This is a genomic window from Paracoccus onubensis (genome assembly GCF_003591515.1).
Lineage (GTDB): Bacteria > Pseudomonadota > Alphaproteobacteria > Rhodobacterales > Rhodobacteraceae > Paracoccus > Paracoccus onubensis.
The window spans coordinates 512081-518150 of sequence record NZ_QZCG01000001.1 but is presented as its reverse complement, the minus strand read 5'-3'; the positions used below and the strand labels follow the sequence as shown (position 1 = coordinate 518150).

General features: G+C 61.3%; 7 protein-coding genes. 4 read left to right on the top strand and 3 right to left on the bottom strand.

Annotated features, from left to right (window positions below; all coding sequences use genetic code 11):
- Nucleotide 1: 1 nt before the first annotated feature.
- From D3P04_RS02545 to D3P04_RS02535, 3 genes are read right to left on the bottom strand one after another with little or no spacing between them, the layout of a single operon-like run.
- Entirely contained in the window at nucleotides 2-1318 is a 1317-nt protein-coding gene (locus D3P04_RS02545; RefSeq protein WP_232844863.1) for an MATE family efflux transporter, read from the bottom strand.
- A gap of 39 nt (nucleotides 1319-1357) precedes the next feature.
- On the bottom strand, nucleotides 1358-1855 hold the full coding sequence (locus D3P04_RS02540; protein ID WP_119745538.1) for a PaaI family thioesterase: 498 nt from the start codon (nucleotides 1853-1855) through the stop codon (nucleotides 1358-1360).
- Nucleotides 1856-1864: 9 nt separating this feature from the next.
- A complete protein-coding gene (locus D3P04_RS02535) occupies nucleotides 1865-2314 on the bottom strand; it encodes a PaaI family thioesterase (RefSeq protein ID WP_119745536.1) in 450 nt (149 codons plus the stop codon).
- Nucleotides 2315-2459: 145 nt separating this feature from the next.
- Between D3P04_RS02535 and D3P04_RS02530 the strand changes: the two genes are divergently transcribed.
- The 4 genes from D3P04_RS02530 (at nucleotide 2460) to D3P04_RS02515 (ending at nucleotide 6067) form a co-directional block, all read left to right on the top strand.
- Nucleotides 2460-2840 carry a MerR family transcriptional regulator gene (locus D3P04_RS02530; RefSeq protein ID WP_119745535.1) on the top strand — a complete coding sequence of 127 codons (381 nt, stop codon included), beginning with the start codon at nucleotides 2460-2462 and terminating at the stop codon, nucleotides 2838-2840.
- Between the two features lie 139 nt (nucleotides 2841-2979).
- Nucleotides 2980-3378 carry a MerR family transcriptional regulator gene (locus D3P04_RS02525; protein WP_119745533.1) on the top strand — a complete coding sequence of 133 codons (399 nt, stop codon included), beginning with the start codon at nucleotides 2980-2982 and terminating at the stop codon, nucleotides 3376-3378.
- Nucleotides 3379-3381: 3 nt separating this feature from the next.
- Nucleotides 3382-5160 (top strand): acyl-CoA dehydrogenase C-terminal domain-containing protein, encoded by a 1779-nt coding sequence (locus D3P04_RS02520; RefSeq protein ID WP_119745531.1) that lies wholly within the window; start codon nucleotides 3382-3384, stop codon nucleotides 5158-5160.
- Between the two features lie 280 nt (nucleotides 5161-5440).
- Nucleotides 5441-6067 carry a glutathione S-transferase family protein gene (locus D3P04_RS02515; protein ID WP_119745529.1) on the top strand — a complete coding sequence of 209 codons (627 nt, stop codon included), beginning with the start codon at nucleotides 5441-5443 and terminating at the stop codon, nucleotides 6065-6067.
- Nucleotides 6068-6070 lie beyond the last annotated feature (3 nt).

Sequence of the window (6070 nt, the reverse complement as noted above, 5' to 3'; positions counted from 1 at the left end):
GTCACAAAGCCCGCACCGCCGCCATTTCCGCCCTGCCATATAGCCGCGCCATGGCCACACCGCGCGCCGCATTCAGGATCATCAGGGCCGCCCACAGTCCGTGATTACCCATCACCGGCGGCAACAGCAGCAATGCGACCGCATAAAGGGCAACCGCCTGCATCATCGCCTTTCGCATCTCGCGGGTCAGGGTGGCGCCGATGAAGATTCCGTCATACATATAGCTGGCAACGCTGATGACCGGAGCGATCCCCAACCAGACCAGATAGAAACGCGCCTCTTCCCGGACCTCGGGCGAAGTTGTCAGCATGTCGATGATCACGCCCCCGCCAAGCCAGAAGATCAGCCCAAGCAAGACCGCGCTCCCGACACTCCATTGCGCGGTGACGATTGATGCCCGGCGCACATCCGCGGCCCGATAGGCCCCAACCGCCTGTCCCACCAGACTCTCGGCCGCGAAGGCGAAACCGTCCAGCGCGAAAGCGGTGATCGAAAGGAACTGAATCAGCACCTGATTGGCGGCCAGAGTGACATCCCCCTGCGCAGCGCCAAGAAACAGAAAACTGGTGAAGCTGGCCTGCAGCAGCATCGAGCGGACCATGATATCGGCATTCACCCTCAACAGGCGGTCAATTCTGTCCCTGGCGAACAGAACCGCAAGGTTCCGGGCAGCGATGACCGCCGCGCGCAGCGCATGACGGGCCAGCCACAGACCCAGCAGAAGCCCGCTCCATTCGGCGATCAGGGTTGCCAGTGCCACGCCGGGAACGCCCATGCCCAATTCCAGCACGAACCAGATATCAAGCGTGACGTTCAGCCCGTTCTGTAACAGCTGCAATGCCAGAACCGCCCGCGTCCGCTCGATGGCGATCAACCAGCCGGTTATGGCGTATAACCCGATCGTTGCCGGCGCCCCCCAGATCCGAATGGCCAAGTAGTCGCGGGCAAGCGTCTCGACCTCTGCTGATGCGGGTGCGATTTGGAACGCCGCCCAGAAGATCGGCAGTTGCAGCAGGATCAGCAGCATTCCCGCCACGGCGGAGATGGTCAGCGCGCGCAGCAGATGCGCGCCCACCTCGGCCCCGTCTCCTGCGCCGTGGCTTTGCGCGATAAGGCCCGAAGTCCCCATCCGCAAGAACCCGAAGATCCAATAGATCGAGGTCAGGATCACCGCGCCGATCCCGACCGCACCGATAGGTTCGGCCCGCCCAAGCTGCCCGACGACGCCGGTGTCGACCAATCCCAGAAGCGGGACGGTCACATTGGACAGGACGATGGGAATGGCGATGTTCAGAACCCGCCGATGCGTGATCTTCATGGCCCTGCTGTACATCCCCTTGGCATGGCGTTCCCGATATTACCCCTGGGGCATCAGGAAATGCCCGGTCGCCTGCGCGAACAGCCGCGACCGGTTATCCTGCCACGCCTCGACATGGACCGAAGCGTAGCGCCGCCCCGATCGCACCACATTGGCACGGGCATAGGCATCGCGCGGCAATCCCGAGCGAAGGTAGTCAACGGTGAAATCGATGGTCTTGGGAAGGCGCGGCAGACTGTCGGGCATCGCCGCGTCGGGCGCGATCCGGCCCGATTCCAGATCCTCCCACATCGCCGCCCATGCCAGTTCGACGATGGCGGTCATTTCCAGAAAGGCCGCCGTCACGCCGCCATGCAAGGCAGGCAGATGCGGATTGCCGATCAGCTTCCGGTCGAATGGCAGAACTGCGGTCAGTTCATCGCCGCGCCGGTCGAAACGGATGCCCAGCCAGTTCATATAGGGCACGCCCGAAACAAGCGCCTTCAGTGCCGAATCGCGGCGGGACTTGATCTGGTCCAAGGGTTCGTTGCGATCCATCGCCCTGCCCTACCGCTCTGCCGTGAAGGCGCCGGTCGCGGTCGCCACGGGATTGCCGATGTCATCGTCATCCAGCGCAACCGCCCGCATGAAGGCGACCCGTCTGGTCATGTGAAACACCTCGGCCCGCGCGGTGATCCTGTGACCCGGCCTTGCCGTCCGCATATAATCGATCCGCAGATCGATCGTCGCGGTCGAGCTGGGCTTGCTGTCATCCGCCATCACCGCCGCCCCGCAACAGGTATCCATCAGGGCCGAGATCACGCCGCCATGAACCACCCCGCTGCGCGGGTCGCCCACCAGATGCTCGGCCCATGGCATCGAGATCACCGCACGGCCGCCGCCGATCTCATCGATTCGCATCTGCAATGCCCGCGCATGGGGAATCGCCTCGATGAATTGCTGCGCGATCCGGGTATGGTCGGCACCCCCCGTTTTGGCAGTTTCCGTGTCGTCCATCGACCGGACCTCCTTGTCTGGCAGCCCGGAATATCCCCGGACGAATCTCCGGTCAGGGCCAATGGCGCATCGGTTGCGCCTTTCGGTTGAGATGCAAATTGCGTCAGGATAGCCTCATAGGCAAGCAGATGCCGGGAGCGAGTGAATGACAAGCGAGCAGGAGATCAGTTTCAAGGAAATGTGTGCAAAGTTCGACGTTACCCCGCGAACATTGCGTTATTACGAGTATATCGAGCTGCTTCAACCCCGGAAAGAGGGCCGCGCCCGCTTCTACGGGCCCCGCGAAACCGCCCGCCTGACCCTGATCCTGCGGGGACGGAGATTCGGTTTTTCACTGGAAGAGATTCGGCAATGGTTGCTTATATATGAACAGAAGGGCAGCCGTGAGCAGTTGCAGGTATGGCTGGAACTTGCCGACCGGCAATTGGGCGTTCTGGCAGATCAGATCGCGGAATTGCAGGCGGTCCGCGCCGATTTGCAGGATTTGCGCAATACGGCCGCCAATGAACTGAAAGGAGCCGATTGACCCTCCGCCACGGAACCGGCCGGAGCGGGCCAAAACGGATCCAGGACTGTGACGCAGCGTTTCGATTACGTGAACGTCAACTTTCGGCTAGAGTTCTGTCCAAGGACGACAGACGGTGAATGAGGAGGAACCGCGATCCATGTCCGACGAGCTGATGACCATCCGGCAGATGTGCGATGCCTTCGGCGTCACCCCACGCACCCTGCGCTTCTATGAGGCGCGGGAACTGATCTTTCCCCAGCGTCGCGGCCAGCACCGGCTATATGACCGCAGGGATAGGGCGCGGCTGACGCTGATCCTTCGCGGCAAACGGTTCGGTTTCAGCCTCGAACAGATCCGCCAGCTGCTTGAACTCTACGAGCCGGGCAGCAGGAACGAGACGCAGATCGCCGCCACGATCACGATCGCGCGGGAACGTCTTGCGGATATGGAACGCCAATATGCGGAACTTCGCGAGGCGATCGCCGATCTGGCAGAACAGATCAACGATGCCGAAACCCGTCTGTCCGACGCCATTCACAGCAAGCGTTCAGGATAAGCCATGCCGATTTACACTCCCCCGATCCGCGATCTCCAATTCGCCCTTCACGACGTGCTGGGACTGTCGCAAACCGGCCTGCCCGGCCATGACGAGCTCGACCGCGATTTCACCGGGGCGGTGCTGGACGCGGCCGGCAAACTGGCGTCCGAGGTTCTGGCCCCTCTGAACGCCATCGGCGATCAGCAGGGCTGCAAGCTGGAAAATGGCGTTGTCCGCACGCCCGAAGGTTTCGGCAAGGCGTTCGAGGCGATGAAGGAAGGCGGCTGGACCGCGCTTGACTGCGATCCGGAATATGGCGGTCAGGGCATGCCCTATGTGCTGGGCGTGGCAACAGGCGAGATGTTCGTATCCGCCAATATGGCCTTCAACATGTATCAGGGCCTGACCCATGGCGCCTATTCGGCCATCCACGCCCACGGCACCGACGCGCAGAAGCAGACCTATCTGCCGAAGATGGTCAGCTGCGACTGGACCGGCACCATGAACCTGACCGAGCCACATTGCGGCACCGATCTGGGCATGCTGCGCACGAAAGCCGAGCCGCAGGATGACGGCAGCTACCTGATCACCGGCCAGAAGATCTTCATCTCGGCCGGCGATCATGACATGGCTGAAAACGTCATCCATCTGGTACTGGCCAAAGCGCCCGGCGGGGGTGAGGGCACAAAGGGCATCTCGCTCTTCATCGTGCCGAAATTCCTGGTGAATGAAGATGGCTCGCTGGGGGAACGCAACGGTGTCACGGTCGGCAATCTTGAAGAGAAGATGGGGATTCACGGCAATTCGACCTGCGTGATGAATTATGACGGCGCGAAGGGCTGGCTGCTGGGCGATTTGCACAAGGGCATGCGGGCCATGTTCACGATGATGAACGAAGCGCGTGTCGGCGTCGGATTGCAGGGCTACGCGGTCGCCGTGCCCGCTTATCAGAACGCTGTCGAATACGCCCGCGAGCGGCTTCAGGGCCGCGCGGTGACCGGGGTGCAGAACCCGGACGGCCCCGCCGACCCGCTGATCGTGCATCCCGATATCCGCCGAAGCCTGATGGACCAGAAATCCTTTCTGGAAGGCGCACGAATGCTGGCGCTCTGGGGGGCGCATCTGATCGACCGCAGCCATCTTGACGATGATGCCGCAGCCGAGGGGCTGGTCTCGCTGCTGACCCCGGTCATCAAGGGCTTCCTGACCGACAAGGGCTTTGAAACTGCGGTTCTGGCGCAGCAGGTCTATGGCGGCCACGGCTATATCGAGGAACAGGGCATGAGCCAGTTCGTCCGCGATGCCCGCATCACCATGATCTACGAAGGCGCGAATGGTGTGCAGGCGCTTGACCTGGTGGGCCGCAAACTGGCGCAGGACGGCGGCAAGCATGTCATGGCATTTTTCGAGATGGTGAAATCCTTCTGCAAGGAACATGGCGAGAGCGAAGCCCTTGCCGCCGATTTCATCATACCGCTGAAAGCTGCCTCCAAGGATTTGCAGGCGGCGGGCATGTTCTTCATGGAAAAGGGCATGAAAAACCCCAACGACGCGCTGTCCGGCTCTTACGACTTCATGCATCTCTTCGGGCATGTCACACTGGGTCTCATGTGGGCGAAAATGGCCGTTGCCGCGCAAGCGGCACTGGATGCGGGCGATGGCAACGCAGAATATCTGAAAACCAAGCTCACCACCGGGCGACACTATATGAAACGGCAACTGCCGATGACGGCAACGCATCTGGCGCGGATTCAGTCCGGAGCCGACACGGTCATGGCGCTCGATGCGGAATCATTCTGAAACGGTGGCCCGAATGGGAAAGGCCGAAACAGGTATTTGTGCAAAGAAGAAGCACAAGACTGCGTCCCGGCCTCTCCCGCCTCGCGGCGGGCCAGGCGTTATCGGCCCACAGGCCGGGACGACTTCTCCTTTGGCGGTCATCGGCTCCTCAGCCTGTACCGCATCGCGCATTCTGACCTGAAAACGTTGTCTTAACCTTAACGGCCCCCCTTCTTCTTTGTTCAAATACCTTGCGGGGGGTTCGGGGGGCGCAAAGCCCCCCGCTTCGAGGAGAGAACATATGACCGCACAGCTCTGGTGTTTTGGCGAATCGGGCAATGCCTACAAGGCGGCCCTGACGATGGAACTCGCCGGTTACGACTGGTCGCCCGTCTATGTCGATTTCTTCAACGGCGAGGCGCGGACACCCGAATTCCGCAAGATCAACGAAATGGGCGAAGTGCCGGTCTTCCGCGATGATGATCTGACATTGACCCAGTCCGCGGTGATCCAACTGCATATCGCCGAGCGGACAGGGAAATTTCAGGGCAACGACCGGAACGAGGTTCTTCGCTGGCTGATGTTCGACAATCACAAACTGTCCGGGCAGGCCGGAGCCACCCGTTTCCTGATGAATTTCCTGCCGGAGGAAAAGCGCCCGAAAGAGGCGATTGCGTTCATGCAGGGACGGCTGAAGGCCACTTACAAGGTCTTGGAGCATCATCTCGCGGGCCGGGACTGGGTAGCCGATAGCGGCCCCACGATCGCTGATTTCGCCTGTTGCGGATATCTGTTCTATCCCGAACCATTCGGCTTCGACCGCGCCGACTGGCCGAATATCGATCGCTGGCTGGACGGCATTGCCGCCTTGCCCGGCTGGAAACATCCCTATGATCTGATGCCCGGCAATCCTTCCGACCGGGCCTAAGGA

What these genes read in the sequence shown, in the direction of transcription:
- D3P04_RS02545 (WP_232844863.1), bottom strand. Translation starts at nt 1,318, where the DNA reads ATGAAGATCACGCATCGGCGGGTTCTGAACATCGCCATTCCCATCGTC.
- D3P04_RS02540 (WP_119745538.1), bottom strand. Translation starts at nt 1,855, where the DNA reads ATGGATCGCAACGAACCCTTGGACCAGATCAAGTCCCGCCGCGATTCG.
- D3P04_RS02535 (WP_119745536.1), bottom strand. Translation starts at nt 2,314, where the DNA reads ATGGACGACACGGAAACTGCCAAAACGGGGGGTGCCGACCATACCCGG.
- D3P04_RS02530 (WP_119745535.1), top strand. Translation starts at nt 2,460, where the DNA reads ATGACAAGCGAGCAGGAGATCAGTTTCAAGGAAATGTGTGCAAAGTTC.
- D3P04_RS02525 (WP_119745533.1), top strand. Translation starts at nt 2,980, where the DNA reads ATGTCCGACGAGCTGATGACCATCCGGCAGATGTGCGATGCCTTCGGC.
- D3P04_RS02520 (WP_119745531.1), top strand. Translation starts at nt 3,382, where the DNA reads ATGCCGATTTACACTCCCCCGATCCGCGATCTCCAATTCGCCCTTCAC.
- D3P04_RS02515 (WP_119745529.1), top strand. Translation starts at nt 5,441, where the DNA reads ATGACCGCACAGCTCTGGTGTTTTGGCGAATCGGGCAATGCCTACAAG.